Origin of the sequence: Streptomyces caelestis, from assembly GCF_014205255.1 — a bacterium.
Lineage (GTDB): Bacteria > Actinomycetota > Actinomycetes > Streptomycetales > Streptomycetaceae > Streptomyces > Streptomyces caelestis.
Genome location: NZ_JACHNE010000001.1, coordinates 6,306,944 through 6,327,375, shown reverse-complemented (window position 1 = coordinate 6,327,375; position 20,432 = coordinate 6,306,944). Strand labels below are relative to the sequence as shown.

Annotated in this window: 16 protein-coding genes; 9 read left to right on the top strand and 7 right to left on the bottom strand. The window is 70.6% G+C overall.

The features are described 5' to 3' along the window. Positions 1-26 precede the first annotated feature (26 nt). From HDA41_RS29095 to eccB, 7 genes are all read right to left on the bottom strand, one after another. Complete coding sequence (locus tag HDA41_RS29095) at positions 27-1,289, bottom strand: S8 family serine peptidase (protein ID WP_184988992.1); 1,263 nt, start codon at positions 1,287-1,289, stop codon at positions 27-29. A gap of 33 nt (positions 1,290-1,322) precedes the next feature. Beyond that, entirely contained in the window at positions 1,323-2,984 is a 1,662-nt protein-coding gene (locus HDA41_RS29090; protein ID WP_184988988.1) for a WXG100 family type VII secretion target, read from the bottom strand. Further along, positions 2,984-3,436: a DUF2563 family protein gene (locus tag HDA41_RS29085; protein ID WP_230299672.1), complete on the bottom strand. Its 453-nt coding sequence runs from the start codon at positions 3,434-3,436 to the stop codon at positions 2,984-2,986. The genes HDA41_RS29090 and HDA41_RS29085 overlap by 1 nt, the downstream gene beginning before the upstream one ends. Before the next feature lie 189 nt (positions 3,437-3,625). Then, positions 3,626-3,958, bottom strand: coding sequence for a hypothetical protein (locus tag HDA41_RS29080; RefSeq protein ID WP_184988985.1), 333 nt, complete (start codon positions 3,956-3,958; stop codon positions 3,626-3,628). 29 nt (positions 3,959-3,987) lie between these two features. Next, positions 3,988-4,236: a hypothetical protein gene (locus HDA41_RS29075; RefSeq protein ID WP_184988983.1), complete on the bottom strand. Its 249-nt coding sequence runs from the start codon at positions 4,234-4,236 to the stop codon at positions 3,988-3,990. Continuing rightward, positions 4,224-5,495, bottom strand: a complete 1,272-nt coding sequence (gene mycP, locus HDA41_RS29070; protein ID WP_184988981.1) for a type VII secretion-associated serine protease mycosin — start codon at positions 5,493-5,495, stop codon at positions 4,224-4,226. The genes HDA41_RS29075 and mycP overlap by 13 nt, the downstream gene beginning before the upstream one ends. An 11-nt stretch (positions 5,496-5,506) precedes the next feature. Beyond that, the gene (eccB, locus tag HDA41_RS29065; RefSeq protein ID WP_184988978.1) at positions 5,507-7,033 is read right to left on the bottom strand and encodes a type VII secretion protein EccB; all 1,527 of its coding nucleotides are present in this window, start codon (positions 7,031-7,033) and stop codon (positions 5,507-5,509) included. A 200-nt stretch (positions 7,034-7,233) separates the two neighbouring features. Here eccB and eccE point away from each other — a divergent pair, with 200 nt between their 5' ends. From eccE to HDA41_RS29020, 9 genes are all read left to right on the top strand, one after another. Continuing rightward, positions 7,234-8,550, top strand: a complete 1,317-nt coding sequence (eccE, locus tag HDA41_RS29060) for a type VII secretion protein EccE (protein ID WP_184988975.1) — start codon at positions 7,234-7,236, stop codon at positions 8,548-8,550. After that, positions 8,547-9,335: a hypothetical protein gene (locus HDA41_RS29055; RefSeq protein ID WP_184988973.1), complete on the top strand. Its 789-nt coding sequence runs from the start codon at positions 8,547-8,549 to the stop codon at positions 9,333-9,335. Before eccE ends, HDA41_RS29055 begins: the two co-directional genes overlap by 4 nt. Before the next feature lie 342 nt (positions 9,336-9,677). Further along, positions 9,678-13,322 carry an SCO5717 family growth-regulating ATPase gene (locus tag HDA41_RS29050; protein ID WP_184988971.1) on the top strand — a complete coding sequence of 1,215 codons (3,645 nt, stop codon included), beginning with the start codon at positions 9,678-9,680 and terminating at the stop codon, positions 13,320-13,322. Positions 13,323-13,640: 318 nt separating this feature from the next. Then, positions 13,641-15,494 (top strand): ABC transporter substrate-binding protein, encoded by a 1,854-nt coding sequence (locus HDA41_RS29045; RefSeq protein WP_184988968.1) that lies wholly within the window; start codon positions 13,641-13,643, stop codon positions 15,492-15,494. A gap of 18 nt (positions 15,495-15,512) precedes the next feature. Continuing rightward, entirely contained in the window at positions 15,513-16,559 is a 1,047-nt protein-coding gene (locus HDA41_RS29040; protein ID WP_184988965.1) for an ABC transporter permease, read from the top strand. Beyond that, positions 16,556-17,467 (top strand): ABC transporter permease, encoded by a 912-nt coding sequence (locus tag HDA41_RS29035; RefSeq protein ID WP_184988962.1) that lies wholly within the window; start codon positions 16,556-16,558, stop codon positions 17,465-17,467. The genes HDA41_RS29040 and HDA41_RS29035 overlap by 4 nt, the downstream gene beginning before the upstream one ends. After that, a complete protein-coding gene (locus HDA41_RS29030) occupies positions 17,464-18,483 on the top strand; it encodes an ABC transporter ATP-binding protein (RefSeq protein WP_184988959.1) in 1,020 nt (339 codons plus the stop codon). The genes HDA41_RS29035 and HDA41_RS29030 overlap by 4 nt, the downstream gene beginning before the upstream one ends. Next, a complete protein-coding gene (locus HDA41_RS29025; protein ID WP_184988956.1) occupies positions 18,480-19,481 on the top strand; it encodes an oligopeptide/dipeptide ABC transporter ATP-binding protein in 1,002 nt (333 codons plus the stop codon). Before HDA41_RS29030 ends, HDA41_RS29025 begins: the two co-directional genes overlap by 4 nt. A 270-nt stretch (positions 19,482-19,751) precedes the next feature. Then, positions 19,752-20,429 carry a TetR/AcrR family transcriptional regulator gene (locus HDA41_RS29020; protein WP_184988953.1) on the top strand — a complete coding sequence of 226 codons (678 nt, stop codon included), beginning with the start codon at positions 19,752-19,754 and terminating at the stop codon, positions 20,427-20,429. The last annotated feature ends 3 nt before the right edge of the window (positions 20,430-20,432 follow it).

Genomic DNA, 20,432 nt, shown 5'->3' with positions numbered 1-20,432 from the left:
TGTGACCGGTTGACGTGTGTGAGTCGTCATGCTTTTCGGCGCGAGCGGATCACCACGAAGGCTCCGCCCCCGATTACCAGGAGAGCCCCTGCGGCTCCGAGGGCGACCCACATCGTGGTGTTGCCGGACGACTCCGAGATCGATCCTGCCGCCGAAGTCTGGCCGCCAGAAGTGTTCTTGGGGGCCTGTGACGAGGTTGATGCGGGAGCGGAGGGTGAGGCGGTGACGCCCGTGACGCCGGTTCCGTTCTCGAAGCTGAGGGGGTCGGTGGCGGCCGACCCCGGGTTGATGTCGCTGTTCTCCAGCACCTTGCGGGGGCGGACGGCGCCGTAGCCGACGTAGTTGCTCCGCTCGCCCTTCGCCCAAGTGCGGCCAGCTGTATCGATCATGGTGCGCAGGACTTGGTTGGCCGTCCAGTCAGGGTGTGCGGACCAGATGAGGGCCGCTGAGGCGGAGGTAATGGCGGTTGCGGAACTTGTGCCGCCACCCCCTTCGTCGCAGTAGGACCTGAACGTCGCGTCACACCACCGCGGGAGGTTGAGACCAGGCGCTGCTAGATCAACGTAGTTACCGTGCTCTGAGTATTCAGCCACCTTGCCCGACTTATCGGTGGCAGCCACCCCCACTACATATGGGAATGCGGCCGGGTAGCCAATGAAGTTCTTTGTTTGAGCGTCGTTACCTGTAGCGGCGAACATCAACTTTCCCTTTGATTGGGCATACTTGATCGCCTTCTCCACATCCGGGTCGATGATGTCGCTACTGATGGACATGTTGATGATCTGGGCATTGCTGTCGGCAGCCGCCTTGATCGCCGCCGCGACCTCAGGGGCCTTTTTGTCGGGGTTATCTTTCAGATCCACTTGAATAGGGATGATCTTGGCCCCGGGAGCCAAACCCCTCAAGCCGCCCGCGTCACCCGTGCCCGCAATCAACTCAGCCATGGTGGTGCCGTGGCCTGCGTAGTCATTGGTCGCGCCGTGCGAGACAGCCTTCGGCACATCATCCACGAGGACCTGGCCCTTGAGTGAAGGGGTCTCAGGATTCACGCCAGAGTCGAGTACAGCAACCTTGATGTCTTCGCCTGTGCTGACCTCCCACATACCCTCAGCGTCCATCGCGTTTAAGTACCACTGCTTCGACTGAACGTCTGCGGCGACCGCACTCGAAGCCAGCTCCGAAGACACGATCGCGAAAGCACCGACTGCCGCGCACGCTGTGGAAATCCATCTTCCGGCACGTCCTGCGAAGAACGCAGTCAATCCGCCACGTGGGCTGGTCCCTGTCATGCCTCTGTAGATCCTCGCTCTGATTCAGTCAGTTCACTGGGGCGCATTGCGCTGCGGGGTCTCCGGCTGAGATTCACCCTCACGATCACCGCGGTTCGTGTTCCGTCGATCCCCCGTCCGGCGGTGCGGGGAGCCCCCACCGACTCCGGCCAGCCCACCGCTTCTCACTGTCTGGGTTCGCCCCTTGGGCGTTCCGACGACGCCGTCAGCATTGCTGGCAGGGGGCCGGGCAGTCTGGCCCGGACGAGTGCCGGGAGTGGAGTTCGGCGCCCCGATCACTCCGCGCTGCCCGCTCTGGCCGGCGGGCGTACGGGAACCGGTGTTGCCCTCGGCACCGACGACCGTGCCGCGGGGGACCCTGGAACCGGTCGGCCCTTGAGGACCTGTGGCGGGTTTTCCTCCGACAACTCCATTACCGCGCGCCGCACCTGTGGAACTCGCACCGCCCGCGCGGTCGCTCGCCGGTCCTCCGACGGTTCGTGGCATTCCGCCGGAGACGCCTCGACCCACGGGGGAAGCGCTGCCGCCTCGAGTACCCGACTGCCCCGAGGTGGTGGCGTGCCCCATCGGGCCTGAGCCGCGACCGCCTACGGTGCCGTTCGGAGTGCCTGTACGGCCCTGAGCCGAGACCGGAGCCGGCCTGTTGCCGTTCGCCCCGCCGAAGCCTGAGGTGCGCCCTGCCAGCCCGCTCGGGGCACGAGGAACCGTGCCGACGGGAAGGGGAGAGACTGTCCCTCCGATTCCGCCACTCGGACCGGTCACCGTCGGCGCCACGTTGGTCGACTGCCTCGGAGTTTCCTGGGGCGACAGCGTACCTACGCTGTCGATCTTCGTACCAACGTGCACGTCCGGCCGACTGATTGAGTCGTCCACTGGCTTGTGCGGCGGCGGAATGTCTTCGGGGCGAGCCTGAACCACCGTTTCAGCGACGCGATGCCCCGTCGCACTCGGTTCACGGGAACTACCAAGGCCTCCGCTCCCGCTCTTGTCACCGGGATACTCATCGTCCCAGACCCGCTCCGGCTTAGGCACCCCCACATCCGGCATAGGCTCGAACGTCGGCGGCTCCTGCGCCGCCATGACCTCTTCCGACACCGCGTAGAAGGACGCCAGACGATTCATCTGGTTGATCGCCTCTTGGCGGTCCTTCTCGGCCTTGACCGCCGCCGCGTACTCCTTGTTGCCCTCCACCTGCATGTGCGTCGGGATCTGGTCCACGGTCTTGGGGACGAGCCGGCTGTCACGTGGCGGCATAGCCGTACGGACGGAGGCAAGCCCCGTGGCCGCCGCTGTGATCTGCGTGCCCGTCACTCCGGCGAAGGCGGCGAGTTCGAGAGCGTGCTTGACGAGATTTTCGCCCCACTTGTAGAAAGCCGTGGCGGTCTCGCCCTCCCACTCCACCCGACCGATGTGGCCTTTGAGTTCCTCGGCTGCCTTCTCGATCGCGTCCTTGGCGTTCCACAGAGCCGTGCCCGCCGTCTCCAGATCCTCCGGCCTCGCGGACTCGACCAGGTCGATCATGGCGTTCAGGTCGTGGCCCTCGAAGTTCGACCTGCCCAGGGCGGCACTGAGGGTCGCGGCGGCGAAGGGAGTCGCGTTCACCACGCGACTGGCCTTGTTGATGATGCCGGCCTGCTCGGCGACCTGCTTCTTCTCCGCCTGGTGCGGATCCTGGGGCTTCTGCTTGTCGCTCACTAGTAGGTGACCGTCCGCTCGTCGTTGCTCTTCGGTGCGGACTTGCCTTGCTTCTCGGCCTCTGCGGCGTCCTTCTCGCGCTGCGCGTCCCGCCACTCGCGGTCGATGCCGGTCTGGATCTCCCAGAACCGTCGACGCTGTTCCTCGTCGAGGTCGCTGAAGTTGTCCCCCGCACCGATGACTGCGATCTGGAGCGCCTCGATCTGCAGGCCCAGGTTCTTGGAAAGCGCAGTCAGACGCTCATGGACCCGCTCGTACTGCGCATGGAGGCCCTTGGCCTCGGCGAACCCACCCGCACCGCTGAACGACGCCTCGGAGAGGCGGTGCGCACCAACTTTCTGGGCGCTGCCCTGCGAGCCCTCAAAATCGGAGAGCGCGGCGTCCACGCGCTTCTTGAACTCGCTCAGTGACTCGAGTCTGACCTTGAGAGCTTGGCGCTCCGCAGCAGGCACGATGCCTTCCCTCCCCGTTCCCCGTTTGTAAAGTTGTCGAGCGGTGCACAGGTGATGACCTGATCGACACACTCGATGACCACTGTAGTCATCGTGTGAAACGCGGCCAACTGAACTTTGTGTTGCGTGAGTTACGAGATTGTCGAGACTCGTCATCGAGAGGCCGGCCCGCTCGGCCGAGCCACGGAGTCAGCAACCCCCCTCACGCGTCGTCACCGCGAAGTCGTACGAAGGGACCGTCACCGTCCCCTGACCTCCCGCAATGCCCGGCGGCTCATAGTCCCCGTCCTTCGACCGAGTGCGGGTGACCTGCATGCAGAAGGCCGAGTCGCCGCCGGTGACCGTGTAACGCGCCTCGGAAGCCGTGCTCGTGGCGGCGGGCGTCGCGTTCACGCCGTACTGCGGGGCGTCGCCGCCGCCGTGCTCGACGACCTCGTTTTCGATCTTCGTCGCGTATTCGTCGATCCAGCGGGTGTCGTTGTCCTCGGCATAGATGTCGCCGAAGCCGGAACTGCCGTCCAAGGCGTCCGTGGCCCCCTGCACCGCGCTGGTCAGCTCGCTGTCATCCCACGCCGTGCGTCGGAGACGCCGAAGCCCTGCACGCTCAGGTAGATGCCAACGCCGGCCAAGGCGACGAAGGTGACGCGAGCGGCGACGAAGAAGGCGTCGGGCAGTTCCTCGGTCGACGGATTGATGCCGGCGCGCCACGCCCGGATGCGGTCCGCCTTGATGCAGGCCATGGCCAGCAGCACGGCGGACAGGATGAGGCCCAGGACATTCAGTTGGGTCAGCGCGTCCATGATCCGCCCTCCAGTCGTCGCCTCTGCCTGCGCCGCGCGTCCCGGAGCGCCACCGCCGTGCCGCCCAGCGCCGCGACGAGGACCACCGCGCCCACGGCCACGTACGTGGCGAGGCGGGCGTTGCGTTCCTCGGCGGTTTCGCCGATCTGGAACTTGGCCGGGGTGGGGGCTTCCGGTTTGCCCAGGCCTGCCTGGGGGTTGGGAGACTCTATGGGGTGTTCGTCCTGCGTCAGGGCGCGTACGGGGTCGACCACTCCCCAGCCGACCAGGCGGTCGTGGCCCGCGACGGTGCGCTCCGCGGTCTGTTCGATCTGCGCGACGATCTGCCGGGCCGTCCAGTCGGGGTGCTTCGCCTTGATCAGCGCCGCGAGGCCGGCGACGTACGGCGCCGAGAAGCTCGTACCGTTGTCGGAGCAGTGGCCGCCCTTGGGGACGGTGGAGATCATGTCGACGCCGGGGGCCGCGACGCCGACGAACTCGCCGGACTGGGAGAAGGAGGCGCGCTCGTTGTTGCGGTCCGACGCTGCGACCGCGAGGACGCCCTTGTAGGAGGCCGGGTACGTCTCCTTGACGTTGCCGCCGAGGCCGTCGTTGCCCGCCGAGGCCACAACCACGATCTTCCGGGCCAGAGCCTGGTTGATCGCCAGCGCCAGACCGGACGTCGACTTCACCGGTTTCGAGGTGTCCTGGGAGATGTTGATGACGTCGGCCCCGGCCTGGATGGCGTAGCGGATCGCGTCGGTCAGGGAGTCGACGTCGCCGTTGCCCTCCGCGTCGTTCTGCTGGATCGGGATGATCGTCGCCTCGGGGGCCAGGCCGACGAAGCCGGTGCCCTTGGCGGGCCGGGCCGCGATGATGCCGGCGACCTTGGTGCCGTGGCCGACCGTGTCCGTGGTGCCGTTCTCCTTGCCCCGCTCGATCGGGTTGCCGTCGTCGTCCTTGAGGTTCTTGGGCAGGAAGTTGCGGCCACTCTTCACGTCGACAGCGTTGGTGAGTTGAGGGTTCGTCACGTCGACGCCGGTGTCGATCACCGCCACCCGCATGCCCTTGCCCTTGGACTGGCTCCACAGCTCGTCCAGGAGGACGCGCTGCAGGGACCAGGGCCGGCCCGGGTACTTGCCGTTGGGAAACGAGCACTGGTCCGAGTACGGGAGGTCGGCCGCCGCCGCGGGGGGCGCGAGGACCACGGGGGCGGTCGTGAGCAGGGTCGCGGCCGCCACCGTGGTCGCCGTACGGAGGAAGGAGGGCATGTGCGGCATGTCCGGACCCCTCAGGAACCCTGCGGCTGGCGTGCCGCCGTCGTCGACAGGCGTGGGCCTGTGGGCAGGAACTCCGACCAGGCGGCGGGGATCGGCGCGGGGTCCACGTCCTTGTAGCCGAGCCGGGTCTGGGCCTGCCGGGCCTCCTGCTGGGCCTGCTCGCGGTCCTTGGCCGTCGTACCGATGCCGGCGTCGTCCGCGCCGCTGTCGGCGTTGGACTGCAGGACGTAGCGCAGGCCCGTGTCGGTGACGAGGAAGACGGGGCCGGCCTTGGTCTCCCTGCCCTGGAACTGGCGGTAGAGCTGACCGGAGCCGGGGGTGACGTAGGCGCTGGAGGAGCCGGTGGGGAGCTTGGCCGGGAAGTCCGTGCCCGCCCAGGTGCTCAGGGTCGTGGCGCCGGAGCCGGCGTTGACGCCGCGCAGGACGTTGCAGACGGTGCTGCGGCTTCCTGCCGCGCCGGAGGCTTCGTTGACGGGCTGGGGGTCCTCGGTCGGCCAGCGGTGCTCGGTGCCGAACGGCTTGCCGGGGACGATCGCACCGGGGCTCATGCCCTTGGCTTCACCGGCCTGGCCGAGGGAGGCCAGGTCCTCGCTGAACAGCAGGAGTTGGGCGACAAAGGCCGAGATGGGGGCGACCCGGCCGGGCAGTACCACGTAGTACTGGTCGCTGTTGAGGTCGGACGCCTTGAGCACCATGCCGACCCTGTTGGTCTTCTCGTCCAGTTGACCTGGGGCGTCGGCCGCGATGCCGACCTGGTCGGGGATCTTCGGGAAGGAGATCGGGTCGCCGGTGTGCAGGGTCTCCAGCCACTCCTTGGACACCTTCTGCGGCTTGCGTCCGGAGCCGACGACGGCGCGCAGCAGCAGTTCGTCGCTCTTGTCGATGGGGTACGAGCGTCCACTCGCGTCCACCACGTAGTGGGTCCCGTTCGGGGAGACGACGTAGAGGAGTTGACCGCCCGTCAGCTTCTCTCCCTTGCCCTCGGTCGCTTGCATGTCGCGGGAGGCGAGGACCAGGGCCGCCTTCTGGATGGACTCGCCGCCCGCGCTGGGGCGTTCGCAGACCGCCCAGCGCTTCTCGCCGCCCGCCTCGGACGCCGAGGGAAGGCGGTCGGGCGCGTACGGGATGCCGATGGTGACGCCGTGCGGGATCTTGCCGTTGTCGAGGACGGACTCGGCGACGGTCACCACCTCGCCCTGGCCCTCGTTGAGGAGCAGCTTGGCGGACGCCATGTTGAGGACCGGGTGCAGCTGGACCTGTTTGCCGGTCTTCAGGACGACGTAGCGCGTGGTCGAGTCGCTGGCGACGATCACCTTGGCGTTGGGCTCGTTCCAGCCCTTGGGCGCGGTGGGCTTGAACATGCCCCAGGCCCCGAACACGGCCATGACGACCACACCCACGATGACGCCGGGGACGACCGCGCGCAGCGGACGGGGCGCCGCCTCCTCCGAACCGTCGGGCGACGACTGCAGGAAGGCCGCGAGCATGCGGCGTTTCGCGAAGGTGTAGGCATTGAGCTGGTCGCGCCGAGATGCCATCTGTCCTTGTCTCTCCCCGTGTTCACATGTGCCGCGCTCGCCAGGTGTGACATGGTCCCCCGCCCCCGGTGTCAGAGCGGCCCCCTACTATGCCTGGTATCCGCGGGGACTTGTGGAGCGGGTAGGGTACCTGGTCCGTCAAGGGCCTTGTGCGGTGCTGAAATACCGGCGAGTTGCTGGCAAAACGGGGGGATGGAGTGATGGCTTCCGGAACGCGCGCCCGGTCCCGTGACCGATCGCGGACACCGGGCGCTTCGGCGCCTGCGCAGAGACCGGCACAGCGGCCGGCCTCGCCGGGCGCATTCCACTCCAAGGTGCGTTCCGGTCAGGTCGGGGCATTCCGGTTGCAACGACTTGTCCTGTTCGAGATCGCGGCCGCCGTCCTGCTTGTCGGGTGGGTGATCGATCCCGTGGCCCTGGTGCCTGCGGCTGCCCTCGCCGTCTGTCTGGTGCTGCTCTCCTTCCTCCGTCGCCGCGGCCGTTCCCTGCCCGAATGGCTGGCCACGGCGCAGGCGTTGCGTGCGCGGCAGCGGCGGGCGGCGAGTACGCCGATACCGGAGGGCACGGAGCCCGGGCTGGCGCCGGCCCTGGAGTGCGACCCGAGTCTGCGGACGTACACGTACGCCGGCCGTGACCGCCGGCCTGTCGGAATCGTCGGGGACGGTACGTTCGTCACCGCAGTCCTGCATGTCGAGGCCGACGCCACCGCGCTGCGGGCCGAGCGGAACAGACAGCCGTTGCCGCTCTCCCTGGTATACGACGCCCTGGAGGTGGACGGTATCCGGCTGGAGTCGGCGCAGGTCGTGCTCCACACCCAGCCCGCGCCCGCGATCCATCTGCCCCAGCAGTCCGTGGCCGTCGCCAACTACGCGCCCTTGCAGGAGCAGACGGGTGCGCCGGCCGTACGCATCACGTGGATCGCGTTGAAGCTCGACCCGGAACTGTGCCCGGAAGCCGTGGCCGCGCGCGGGGGCGGCCTGGTCGGAGCGCAGAAGTGTGTCGTGCGCGCCGCCGATCACCTCGCGAGCCGGCTTACCGGAGCCGGATTCCGGGCGACCCTCCTCGACGAGGAGCAGCTGATCTCCGCCATCGCCACTTCGGCCTGCGCCAACCCGCTGGTGACGGCGGAGGCGGGGCGGACGGACACGCGGGAGCGGCGGACCGAGGAGTCAGGCCGGAACTGGCGCTGCGACAACCGCAGACACACCACGTACTGGATCCGTCGGTGGCCCGCACTGGGTGGCGAGAGGGCGCCGTCGCTGCCGCAGCTCGTCGCTCTGGTCACTGCCGTCCCCACCCTCGCCACCACCTTCAGCCTCACGCTCAGGCGCGGGGAGCGGAAGGAGGTGTCCGTGTGCGGGCACCTGCGGGTGACCGGGCGCAGCGACGACGAACTCGTCGCCGCCCGGCGCGCGGTGCAGGCCGCGGCCCGGCACACGGGCATGGGGCTCGCCCGCCTCGACCGGGAACAGGTACCCGGCATGCTCGCCACTCTGCCCCTCGGAGGTGCCCGGTGACGGCGACGACCCCGCGTGTGGGGCAGGCGGCGGCCACCGGCCGGGGCGAGCCGCAGACCTCTGACCCCGGGCGGGCGCGTGAACTGCTGCGCCGGGGCTTCGGTTTGATCGGCCCGAGACACCCGCGGCACTCCGTGGCCGTCGACCAACTGGACACCCTCGCCCTCCCCGTCGCCGACGACGGCGTCGTCATCGGCGTGGACGCGGAGAGCCGGCCCGCGGTACTCGGGCTCAACCGGCCGTTGCCGTACGACGTCGTCCTCATCGGTGGGCTGTGGACCGCGCAGGTCATCGCGCTCAGGGCGGCAGCGACGGGTACGCGGGTCGCCGTGGAGACGGGGCGGGCGCAGGTCTGGATGCGGATGGTGCACGCCATGGGGGGCGGGCAGAACGGGATGGCCGTGTACGACGTCGGGCGGGTGCCGCCGCTGGGTGCCTCAGCCGGTACGCCGGTGTTGGTGGTACGGGACTGCGGGATGCGGCCGCCTCGCGGCCGCGTGGTCTCCGGGCCCTGGCAGTCGGTGTTGACCCTGTTGCCGTACGTCAGCCCGGTCGCTCCGCGGCTCGTGCGGCAGGCGCGACTGGTCGGGATTCAGAGGGTATCGCCGGACGAGGCCACGGAGCTGGGCCGCACGATGACGCTCACCCGAGCCGAGATGGACTCCCTGCCGGGGCTCTCCGACGGTCTCACCCTGTGGTGTACCGATCGCGATCGGCAGTACGTGATGACACAGCCCACGGACGCGGAGACCGGGTTGCTGGGTACGCCACGTCGGATGGACTGACGGACCTCGTAGCGGAAGCGCTCCTACCACCCGGTTTGTCAACTGTTGCGCCAGGAGTTACATCGCATTTGCGTGGTTTTCGAGGTCCAGCGTTGTCGTGGAGGGGCAGACGGGCCTGCCGAGGCGGACCTTGTGGTGATTAGGCTGGTACCGGGCGCGACGTCAGAACCCGTGGACCGGGCGTCGGCGTCCCAGGGGGAGAGCGGGGAAGCCGGTGCGGTGTATCGGACGACCTCGGACGGCCCCGGAGACGCCATTGACAGACTTCGGACGAGGTCGGACGACAAGCAAGGGTCGCCCCAGCACGGCATGAGGGTGCTCGACCACACCAGGAGGAACACTGTGAGCAGCGATCGGGACGGGAACCGCGGGGGCTGGGCGACACCCGGCGATGACCAGCCCGACGCGGAGTCCGCGGCAGAGATGACGGGCGAGTTCACCATCGACTACGCGCCGCCGGCCTGGTACACGCAGAACGCCTCGGGGAGTTCGAGCTCGGGGCAGAGGGCGGGTGCGTCCGGGGACTCCAGTGCTTCCGGGGCGCCCGGGGGGTCCCGTCCGCAGGGGGCTTCCGGGGCGCAGCGTCCGGGTGCGCAGGGTTCCGGTGCGCCGAGCGGGCCGGTTCCGCCGCTGCCGGGGCTCACTCCGCCGCCGCATGCCCACCCTTCCGGTGGGGCGTCGTCCATTCCGAGGCAGGGGCACGGGCACGGGCAGGCTTCCGGCTCGGCTCCGGCACCGGCTCCTTCTCCGGCTCCAGGGGCGCCTTTCACGCCGCCCGCGCCGTCGCCTGCTCCGGGCGCTCCGTTCACGCCTCCCGCGCCTCCCGCGCCCTCGCCGGGTACGCCCTTCACGCCACCCGCGCCTGCTGCCGAGGGGCCGTCTACCGGAGGGCCGGCTGCCGTGCCCCGGCTTCCCGTGGGGTTCGAGCCGCAGGGGGCGCAGTCCCCGGGGGCGCAGCCGCAGGAGCGAACCGAGGCGCCCGCGGAGGATCCGGCCTCTCCTGCGGCCGTGCCGAACTTCCCCGTGGGTGGGTATCAGGCGCAGTGGGCGCCGGCCGCTCCGACGCAGGCTCCGGCCACGTCCCCGGCTCCTCCGGCCACTCCGGCCACTCCGGCCACTCCGGCCACTCCGGCTTCCGATGATGCGGAGCCCGGGAACGGGGATCTGGAGAGCGGTGCCACGATGCGGTTCTCCGCCGTCGCCCTGAAGCGGGAGATCGCGGAGCGTGCCGCCGAGGCCGAGGCGCGGCTGGAGTCGGCCGACGAGGACCAGGACGAGGACAGCGCGGTCGCTTCCGGCCCGACCGGCGGGGCCGAGCCGGGCGAGGAGTCCGGCGGTGACGTCGAGGGCGCTCCCACCGACGCCGACGAGGACGAGGACGTCTCCTCCGACACGGCGGTGGCGGTGGATGCGGCTGACGTGTCCGGTGCGGACGGTCCTGCTTCCGACGATGCCGACAGCGGGGACGTGGAAGCTGCGGTGACCGCACCGGAGGAGGAAACTCCCGAGGACGCGGCCCCGGAGGCGGAGACGGACGAGGCCGTGCCGCAGGATGCCCAGCCTGAGGACTCCGTGGCTGCGGATACGGCGCCTGCCGATGAGGACCCGGCGGATGTAGTGCCCGCGGACGAGGTCCCGGCTGCCCCCGAGCCGGCCGACGCCCAGCCCGACGACGCCCCGGCCGCTGACGCACAGCCTGCCGACGCCCCGCCCGCCGATGCCGCTCCCGCGGGCAGCGTTCCGCAGGGCGCCGCCGTGCCGGGTGCGTCCGACGCACAGCCCGCCTGGACTCCCCCGGCTCCGCAGGCCATGCCCCCGCTGCCGCCGTCGTACCAGCCGGCCGCTCCGGCGCCGGCCAGCCAGTGGCCCGCGCAGCCGCAGCAGCAGCCTCAGCCGCAGGCCCAGCCCACGGACCCGAACGCGCCCGCGCAGCCGCAGCCGACGGCCGCGCAGGGGCCGCCGCCGGGGCCGCCCCAGCCGTCGGTGCCGGCTCAGCAGCCGCCGTTCCAGCCGCAGGCGCCGCAGCCCGCGCCTGCCGCCTGGAACCCGCCGGCCGCACCGACGCCGCCGAGCCAGCCGCCCGCCCAGCCCGCACCGCAGCCCGGCGCCTACGGTTTCCCGCACCCGGGAGCTCCCGCCCCGGCCGCACCCAACGCCCAGGGCGGATACGGCTTCCCTCACCCCGGCACCCCGGCCCCGGCCGCCCAGCAGCCGCCGGCCCAGCAGCCCGACACCCCGCCCGCCCCCACCCCGAACCCACAGGGCGGCTACGGATTCCCGCAGCCCGGGCCCGACAACCCGTCAGCCCCCGCGCCCAACGCGCAAGGCGGCTACGGATTCCCCCACCCCGGCGCCCCCGCCCCGGCCACCCCCAATCCCCAGGGCGGATACGGCTTCCCCCACCCCGGCGTGCCCCCGCAGGCCCAGGCCCAGCCGCAGCCCGAAGGGCAAGGCCAGCCCCCGCAGCCCGTGGACCCGCGGACCGGTGCCGCCTGGCCGCAGCCCATGCAGCACGACCAGCGGCAGCCGACCAACCCGGGGGCCGCGCCGCTCGGTTACACGGCTGCCGTGGAGCTGTCGTCCGACCGGCTGCTCAACAGCAAGAAGCAGAAGGCGAAGAGCAGCCGTCCGGTGGCCGGCGGTGGCCGGTTCAAGATCGGTGGGAAGAAGGAGGAAGCCGAGCGGCAGCGGAAGCTGGAGCTGATCCGTACGCCCGTGCTGTCCTGCTACCGGATCGCCGTGATCAGCCTCAAGGGCGGTGTCGGCAAGACGACCACCACCACGGCGCTCGGCTCCACGCTCGCCACCGAGCGGCAGGACAAGATCCTCGCGATCGACGCCAACCCGGACGCGGGGACCCTCGGGCGCCGCGTGCGGCGTGAGACCGGGGCCACCATCCGTGACCTCGTCCAGGCGATCCCGTACCTCAACTCGTACATGGACATCCGGCGATTCACGTCCCAGGCGCCGTCCGGGCTGGAGATCATCGCCAACGACGTCGACCCGGCCGTGTCGACGACCTTCAACGACGAGGACTACCGGCGCGCGATCGACGTGCTGGGCAAGCAGTACCCGGTCATCCTCACGGACTCCGGTACCGGTCTGCTCTACAGCGCCATGCGCGGTGTGCTGGATCTCGCCGACCAGCTCATCATCATCTCGACGCCGTCGGTGGACGGTGCGAGCAGCGCGAGCACCACGCTGGACTGGCTGTCCGCGCACGGGTACGCCGACCTCGTCTCGCGGTCCATCACCGTCATCTCGGGGGTGCGCGAGACCGGGAAGATGATCAAGGTCGAGGACATCGTGACGCACTTCGAGACGCGCTGCCGGGGCGTCATCGTCGTGCCGTTCGACGAGCATCTCGCCGCCGGTGCCGAGGTCGACCTCGACATGATGCGGCCGAAGGTGCGGGAGTCGTACTTCAACCTCGCGGCGATGGTCGCCGAGGACTTCGTCCGTCACCAGCAGATGCACGGCCTGTGGACCTCCGACGGCAACCCGCCGCCGGTGGCCGCCCCGCCGCTGCCCGGCCAGCCCGTCCCGGGCCAGCCCCAGCCTCCGTATCCCGGGCAGCAGCCGGGCCCCGGGCAGCCGGTTCCCGGCCAGCAGGTCCCCGGGCAGCCGGGCCCCTACCCCCAGCAGCCGCAGCCCGGACAGCCGTACGCCCAGCCGGGCCAGCCGTATCCCCAGCCGGGCCAGCCCCCGGCCCAGCCAGGACAGCAGCCGTACCCGCAGGCCGCAGGCCAGCCGCCCTACCCGCAGCCCGGACAGCCCGGACAGCCGGGGCAACCGGCGGCGCAGCCAGGCCAGCAGCCGTACACCCAGCCCGGACAGGCCCCGGCAGCGCCCCCGCAGCCGGGCTACGGCTACCCGCAGGCCGGTCAGCCGGGTCAGCCCGGTTACGGCTACCCGCAGCCCGGTCAGCCGGGGTACCCGGCGCAGCCCGACGGGCAGACACCGCCGCCTCCGCCACCGTCGCAGTAATCGCCTCACCCGATCGGCCCCTTTCGAGGGGCCGATCCCCTTTGTGGCCCGCGCCGTTCCCGCTCGGCGCGGGCCGCGGCATGTTCCGGGCGAAATCCGTTGCCAGGCCCTGGCCAGGGGGGCGTCAGTGGTCTTGACCAATGGCCACGAAAAGCTCGCCAATTCGTTATTTCCGCAGGCCACATGGGGTCAATGTGCCGTTGACGCGCAGAGATGGCCGCTGATAGACACACTCATCATCCATCTGACACCTGATCACCCCGTCCTGACACCTGCTCAACCGTCCTTCCCGTCCGAGCGATGACGCGAGGTCCGACCATGGGCACGAAAGATCAGACACGCAGCCTCCCGCGCGGCCTCAGGCTCGTCGCCGCGGCCGGAGTGGCCGCGCTCACCCTCACCGCCGGTCTCGCGACCCCGCTCGACCCGGCGCCCCGGCAGGCCCGGGCGGCCGACGACGGCAAGAAGGTGCTCACCGTCGCGGTGGCCCAGAGCGTGGACTCGCTCAGCCCGTTCCTGGCGGTCCGGCTGCTCAGTACGAGCGTTCACCGGCTCATGTACGAGTACCTGACGAACTACGACCCCAAGGACAACCACGCCATCCCGGGCCTGGCCACCAAGTGGGAGCCGTCGCCGGACAAGCTGACCTGGACGTACACGATCCGCTCCAACTCCAAGTGGTCGGACGGCAAACAGGCCACCGCCGAGGACGCGGCGTGGACGTTCAACAAGATGATGAACGACGACGGGGCGGCCACGGCGAACGGCAGCTACGTCGGGAACTTCAGGAAGGTGACGGCCCCGAGCCCCACCAAGCTGGTCATCGAGCTGAAGAAGCCGCAGGCCACCATGACCGCGCTCGATGTGCCGATCGTGCCGAAGCACGTGTGGGAGAAGGTCTCGGACTTCTCCGAGTTCAACAACGACAAGAGCTTCCCGGTGGTGGGCAACGGGCCGTTCGTGCTGACCGGGTACAAGGCCGACAGCTACGTCCGGCTCAAGGCCAACAAGAGCTTCTGGCGCGGGTCGCCGAAGTTCGACGAGCTGGTCTTCCGGTACTACAAGGACCAGGACGCGGCGGTGTCGGCGCTGCGCAAGGGCGAGGTGTCGTTCGTCGCCGGTTCGCCCTCCCTGACGCCCGCTCAGGCGGCGTCCCTTCAGGGCGCGGAGAACATCAAGCTCAACGACGCCCCCGGCCGCCGTTTCTACGCCCTCGCCACCAACCCGGGCGCGAAGGCGAAGAACGGCGAGAAGTTCGGCGACGGCCACCCGTCCCTGCTGGACCAGCGGGTGCGCAACGCGCTGTTCAAGGCCGTCGACCGCAGGGCCGTCATCGACAAGGTGTTCCAGGGGCACGCCGTCGAGGGCGAGGGCTACATCCCGCCGCGCTTCTCGCAGTACTTCTGGAAGCCGTCCGCCGGCCAGAAGCTGACGTACGACCCGGCCGAGGCGGCCCGGATGCTCGACCAGGCGGGGTACGAGAAGAACGGCGACGGCAAGCGCGTCGGCAAGGACGGCAAGCCCATCACCTACCGGGTCCTGTGCCACGCCACCGACCCGAACGACAAAGCGGTCGGCAAGTACCTCCAGGAGTGGTGGGGCAAGCTCGGCATCGGCGTCCAGCTCAACTGCCTGGACAACGTGACCGACCCCTGGCTGGCCGGCAAGTACGACCTGGCCTTCGACGGCTGGTCGGTCAACCCGGACCCGGACTTCGTGCTGTCCATCCACACCTGCGGGGCGCTCCCGGCGACCCCGAAGGACACGGGCGCGACCGACAACTTCATCTGCGACAAGAAGTACGACGAGCTCTACGCCCGGCAGCTCGCCGAATACGACCCCGCCAAACGGGCGGACATCGTCAAGCAGATGGAGTCGCGGCTGTACGACCTCGGGTACATGAACGTCATGGCGTATCCGAACGCGGTCGAGGCCTACCGGACGGACCAGATCGAGTCCATCACGACCATGCCGGCGAAGGCGGGGAACATCTACGGCCAGGACGGCTACTGGAGCTGGTGGTCGGCGGTCCCGGCGGATTCGAGCGGCTCGTCGGACAACGCGTCGTCGACGGGGGTCGTGCTCGGGATCGTCGGAGGCGTCGTGGTCCTCGCCGGGCTCGGCGTCTTCGCGGCGATGCGGCGGCGCTCCACCGCCGAGGACCGCGAGTAGAGCGGGCGAGCGGACACCATGACCGCCGACGCGACACCCGCGCTGGTCGAGGAGAGGAAGCCGGCGGCCGGGCCCCGGGCACGCAAGGGCTCCGCGTACCCGCGGTACCTCGCGGGCAAGGTGGCGGGCGCGGCCGTGTCGCTGCTGGCCGTGCTCGTCACCAGCTTCTTCCTCTTCCGGCTGATCCCCGGAGACCCGGTGAAGACCATGACGGGCGGCCGCCAGGTCTCGGCCGAGCAGCTGGCCGCCTATCGCAGGGAGTTCGGGCTCGACCTGCCGCTGTGGCGGCAGTTCACGGACTACTGCGGCAAGGCGCTCACCGGCGACTTCGGGACGTCGTACCAGTTCCGTGCCCCCGTCGTCGACAAGATCACCGAGGCGCTGCCGAACACCCTGCTGCTCACCGGCACCGCCTTCGTCCTGTACACCGCGCTGGGCATCTTCCTCGGCACCCGCTCGGCGTGGCGCCGCGGCGGGCTCGGCGACCGGATCAACACCGGCCTGGCGCTCACGCTGTACTCCATCCCGTCCTTCTGGCTCGGGCTGCTGCTGATCATCGTGCTGGCGGTGGGCATCGGCCCGGTCCCGGGCATGTTCCCGACCGGCGGCATGGAGTCGGGCGGCGAGGAGGGCTTCGCGTACGTCCTCGACGTGGCGCACCATCTGGTGCTGCCGGTGGTGACGCTGGTGGCCGTGGAGTACGGGCAGACACTGCTGGTCACCCGGTCGGCGCTGCTGGACGAGATGGGCAGCGACTATCTGACGACCGCGCGGGCCAAGGGGCTGCGCGACGACCTGGTGCGGCGCAGGCACGCCGTGCCGAACGCGCTGCTGCCGACCGTGACGCTGATCTTCATCAACCTCGGCCGGACGGTCGCGGGCGTGATCCTGGTCGAGACGGTGTTCTCCTGGCCGGGCCTCGGCGGGCTGTTCTACCAGGCGCTGAGCGTGCCCGACCTGCCGCTGGTGCAGGGGCTGTTCTTCGTGTTCGCCGCCGCGGTGATCGTGATGAACACCCTCGCCGACCTGGTCTATCCGCTGCTGGACCCCCGGGTGGCCCGATGACGACGACCGACACGGCCCTGAGCCCGCGCGCCCTCGCCCGGCAGCGGCGCCGGGCGTCCATCGCCCGCTTCTGGCGGCAGTACCGCGCCGAACGGGCGGGGCTGTACGGCCTGACCGCGCTCGCCCTGTGCGCGCTGCTGGCGTTGTTCGCGCCGCTGTTCGTCGGCTCCGACGTGAGCAGTGTGACCGACGCGCCGGGGCGCCCGATGCAGAGCCCGAGCGCCGAGTTCCCGCTCGGCACGGACCAGTTCGGCCGGGATCTGCTGGGCCTGGTGGTCTGGGGCTCGCGGGTGTCGCTGCTGGTCGGGCTGCTCGCGGCCGTGCTGTCGGTGGCGATCGGCACCCTGATCGGGGTCACCGCGGGCCACTTCAAGGGCTGGTACGCGACGGTGATGATGCGGATCACCGACTGGTTCCTGGTCATGCCGACGCTGGTGCTGGCGATCGCCCTGGCCACGGTGATGTCCCGCTCGCTGACCACGACCGTGGTCGCCATCGGCGTCACCACCTGGCCGACCACGGCCCGGCTGGTGCGCGCGCAGACCCTCGCCGTGGAGACCCGGCCGTACATCGAGCGGGCGAGGGCGCTCGGCGGCGGCCACTGGCACATCATGTCCCGGCACGTCCTGCCCAACGTCATGCCGCTGGTGCTGGCGCAGACGACCTTGATCATCTCTTCGGCCATCCTCGCCGAGGCGACCCTCGCCTTCCTCGGCCTGGGCGATCCCACGGTCGTGTCGTGGGGCGGGCTGCTCCAGGACGCGCGCGAGGCGGGCGCGGTCAGTGCCGGGGACTGGTGGTACCTGGTGCCGCCGGGCATCGCCATCGCCGTGGTGGCGCTGGCGTTCACGCTGTGCGGGCGGGCCGTGGAGTCCGTCCTCAACCCCAGGCTGGGGGTGTCGCGGTGACGCTGCTCGACGTCAGGGACCTGACGGTGACGTACCCGGGCGGGGCCGCCGCCGTGCGCGGGGTGGACCTGCGCCTGGACGCCGGCCGCAAGCTCGGCCTCGCCGGGGAGTCCGGCTGCGGCAAGTCCACGCTGGCACTGGCCCTGCTGCGGCTCCTGCCCGCCGGGACCCGCATCACGGGTGAGGTCCTGCTCGACGGCGAGGACGTGCTGACGATGAAGTGGGGCCGGGTGCGGGCGGTCCGCTGGGCCGGGGCCTCGGTGGTGTTCCAGGGCGCGATGCACTCCCTGAACGCCGTGCACCGCATCGGCGACCAGATCGCCGAGCCGATCCTGCTGCACCGGAAGGCGACGCCGGCCGGCGCGAAGAAGAGAACCGGGGAGCTGCTGGAGCAGGTCGGCCTGCCGGCGGCCCGCGCGAACGCCTATCCGCACGAGCTGTCCGGCGGGCAGCGCCAGCGCGTCATGATCGCCATGGCGCTGGCCTGCGATCCGCGGCTGATCATCGCCGACGAGCCGACCACCGCGCTCGACGTGATGATCCAGGCGCAGATCCTCCGGCTCATCGAACAGCTCGTCGCGGACCAGGACCTGGGCCTGATCATGATCAGCCACGACCTGGCGGTCCTCGCCGACACCTGTGACCGGCTGGCGGTGATGTACGCGGGGCGGGTGGTCGAAGAGGGCCCGGCCCGGCAGGTGTACGAGGACGCCCGGCACCCGTACGCCAGGGCCCTGTCGGCCGCGTTCCCGCGCATCGGCGACCCGGCCTCCCGGTTCGCGCCGCAGGGGCTGGCCGGTGACCCGCCCGACCCCGCGGCGCTGCCGTCCGGCTGTACGTTCCATCCGCGCTGCCCGGTGGCGCTGGAGTCCTGCTCCGAGGAGGACCCGGCGCTGCGCGAGGCGGGGCCGGAGCGCCGGGCGGCGTGCGTCCTGGTCGGGCCGTCGGCTCAGGAGCCCTGTGAGACCCGCGAGGATCCGGACGCACTGGAAGAAGCGAGGCCCAGTTCGCCATGACCACTTCCCCCACGGCTCCCGAGATCACCACGGCACCTCTGCTGAGCGCCCAGGACCTGCACGTCACCTTCCCCGGCCGGCACGGCGGCCCCCGGGCCCGCGCGGTGGACGGGGTCGACCTCGACATCCGGCCCGGCGAGATCGTCGCGCTGGTCGGTGAGTCCGGCTGCGGCAAGACGACCCTGGCCCGCTGTCTGCTGGGCCTGGTCGAGCCGACCTCGGGCCGGGTCGCCTTCGACGGCCGCCCGCTGGAGTACACCGGCCGGGCCCTCAAGGCGTACCGCAAACGCGTCCAGCTGATCCTCCAGGACCCGAGCGGCTCGCTCAACCCGCGGCACACCGTGTACGACGCGGTCGCCGAGGGCCTGCGCATCCACGGGTACGGCGGCGACGAGCGGACCGCGGTCGCCGAGGCCCTGTCCCGGGCCGGGCTGCGGCCCCCGGAGCGCTTCTTCCTGCGCTATCCGCACGAACTGTCCGGCGGGCAGCGCCAGCGGGTCGTCATCGCGGGCGCGCTCGTCCTGGAACCCGAACTCCTCGTCGCCGACGAGCCGGTGGCGTCCCTCGACGCCTCCGTGCGCGGTGAGATCCTCGCCCTGCTGCTGCGGCTGCGCACCGAGCTGGGCCTGTCCGCGCTGGTCGTCACGCACGACCTGGGGCTGGCCTGGAACATCGCCGACCGGGTCGCCGTGATGTACCTGGGCCGGATCGTGGAGACGGGTGCGGTGGAGCAGGTCCTGACCGCGCCCCGTCACCCGTACACCCAGGCCCTGCTGTCGGTGCTCCCGGAGGCCCCCGGCGACCCGGTGATCCTCACCGGCGAGCCCCCGGACCCGTCGCGTGTGCCGTCCGGCTGCCGCTTCCACGCCCGCTGCCAGATCCTCGCGAGCGGCGAGGCGGAACGGGCGGGCGTCGCGGAGGCGTGCCGCGACCAGGATCCGGAGATCCTCGACGGCAGCGGCACGCCCCAGGTGGCATGCCACTGGGCGACGCGCTGAAGGCGAGGCCGGGCGGGACGCCCGGCGCTCTGCTAGGGCTTGTCGTTTGGTGCAGATCGCAGGCGCGGGGCCTGGTGCGTGCATCTGCGGCGCTGGAAAGGTGCCGTCGAGTCCCCCGAAGCCCCGATGATGCAGACCTTCTTCACGCGATCCGCGTTCATGGTGCGGCCCCTTTCGCCGGGATGCCTACCTTATGTTGTAAGGCAAACTAGCTTTATGCTGTAAGGCGGTCAAGGGGAGCGCACGAGCGAAGCCAGAAGGAGGGCCTGGATGCGCGAGGGAAACAAGGGCCGGCGGAGGGCGCCGGCGCGTACTCGGCTCAGTCGCGAGCGCGTGATCCGCACGGCGGTGGCAGTGGCGGACGAGAAGGGGGTGGCCGCGCTCACCATGCGGGCCATCGCCGAACCGCTGGGCGTCGAGGCGATGTCGCTCTACCACCACGTCGCTGGCCGGGAAGACATCCTCGACGGCATGGTGGACGCGGTGTTCGGCGAGATCGACCTACCGCCGCGCGCCGCGGACTGGAAGAGTGCCCTGCGCCACCGCGCGGACTCCGCCCGTGCCGTCCTCCTGCGCCACCCCTGGGCCGTCGGCCTCATGGACTCCCGCTCGCAGCCCGGCCCCGCGACCCTGCGCCATCACGACGCGGTCATCGGAACGTTGCGCGCCGGAGGATTCTCCGTCCCCATGGCCGCGCACGCCGTCTCGCTGCTCGACAGCTACCTGTACGGGTTCGTGCTCCAGGAGCTGAGCCTGCCGTTCAGAGGCGCGGCGGAGCGGGACGAGGTCGCGGGCGCCATCCTGCGCGACATGCCCGCCGACACCTACCCCCACCTCACCGAACTGGCCACCGAGCACGTCCTCAAGCCCGGCTACGACTACGCCGACGAGTTCGCCTTCGGCCTCACCCTCGTCCTCGACGCCCTCCACCCGGACGAGGGCACATAACGA